Annotated in this window: 4 protein-coding genes; all 4 read right to left on the minus strand. The window is 38.6% G+C overall.

The window, feature by feature from the left end:
• Nucleotides 1–321, minus strand: a 321-nt coding sequence (locus JEQ21_RS09785; protein WP_199365313.1) for a hypothetical protein, incomplete at its 3' end; no start/stop codon positions are given.
• Nucleotides 322–483: 162 nt separating this feature from the next.
• Nucleotides 484–678 carry a hypothetical protein gene (locus JEQ21_RS09790; RefSeq protein ID WP_199365314.1) on the minus strand — a complete coding sequence of 65 codons (195 nt, stop codon included), beginning with the start codon at nucleotides 676–678 and terminating at the stop codon, nucleotides 484–486.
• 44 nt (nucleotides 679–722) lie between these two features.
• Nucleotides 723–1172, minus strand: a complete 450-nt coding sequence (locus JEQ21_RS09795; protein ID WP_233340886.1) for a hypothetical protein — start codon at nucleotides 1170–1172, stop codon at nucleotides 723–725.
• Nucleotide 1173: 1 nt separating this feature from the next.
• A partial coding sequence (locus tag JEQ21_RS09800) for a DUF1372 family protein (protein ID WP_233340888.1) occupies nucleotides 1174–1395 on the minus strand: 222 nt, incomplete at its 5' end.

Raw genomic sequence — 1395 nt, forward strand, 5'->3', positions numbered from 1 at the left:
TAGGGTTGCGAGGGCGTGTTGGTTCTTAAGAACATCATCAGAATATAAAAGCCACTCATAAAGCTCTTCTGGTGCATTGTTTAAATAACCATTAACATTCCAATTACTGTTTTTATCACGTTCATACCAATCCATCACCGCCTTCGTTACTTTTGGTTTTGGTGGGAGGTGGATGACGCTATCAGCACCTACCCAAAATTTATTACTAACAACTGGGTCTGGGATTCTAACTAAGTAAGGCATAGAAGAATCATCAATTTTAATGATTTCTACGTCAACCAACACCTTATCACCGATTTTGTATTTTAGTTTTTCTGTCATATCAAATCTCCTTTATTGCTCTTCTAACATTCTTGCCAATCGCTTCCACAAAAGCTTGTAGACCATTCATAGCACTCCGAAGTCTCTGTTGATGGGATTTTTTGTAGTGAATGAATAACCTTTTCCGTGCTTTCTCAATCGCTCGATGTCTTCGTTTAGCTGTCATTCCAACCCTCCATTGATAATTGCGACTACTTCGTCTACAGATAGCTGTGTATGAACTACATGAGCATCTTCTAAAATAACTCTAGTCCAAATCTTAGAATTGTTTACGTCAAGTGGATTTACTTCTGTCTCTTCAACCATAATCACCTTGCTAGGTTTTACCCATCCTGTATCAATCTTTACTAATTTCATACTAACCTCCTAAATGACTAAAGGGCACTTCCCATTCATAATCATCAAAGGTGTAATCTGCATACTTGACAATAACACCCTTGTGAATCTCTACTTCTTGTGTAAACTCCATTCCCTGCTCGTATCCAAAAATCTTTAAGTCCACATTGTGTTTTTTTTGACAGTTCTGTATAGTTATCAGGGATAATTCCCCAAGCTTGTTTAAAATTAGGAATAGACGCAACGCCTATTTCTTCAGGAGTATCTTCATTTCCCCACGGCCAAATTTCAATTGTGTTAGATTCAATAAAAGCTCTCCGTGTATTTTTCAAGTAGAAATAATCACAGTCTTTGATTTCAAAAATTATTTCATCCCAACCATCTGAAAGAACAATTTTAGGTTCTGGACCTTTTTTTCGGCCAAAAATCGGCACTCCTAATAACTCCTGTAAATAATTAACAACATTCTGTTTTGTTCCTCGAACTTTCAAAACACCTTCGCACCAATTTGGCATACTATCCTCCTACCTTATTCTTCACCTCAACACGCTCCTTAATCTCGTCCGGCATATCCGCACCTAACACTGCTTCTTCGTAAGTCTTCTCACTTACCAAGAAATTCCCGTATCCTGCGATTGTCAGCGTGTACTTGCCGTCTTTTTCCTGTTTGTCAATGACCTTGCCAATCGTGAGACCAGCATACGACTGTCTCAACTGTACCTGCCCCATCTCCAAACG

The sequence above is a fragment of the Streptococcus sp. 121 genome, assembly GCF_016458205.1.
In the GTDB taxonomy this organism is placed as follows: Bacteria; Bacillota; Bacilli; order Lactobacillales; family Streptococcaceae; genus Streptococcus.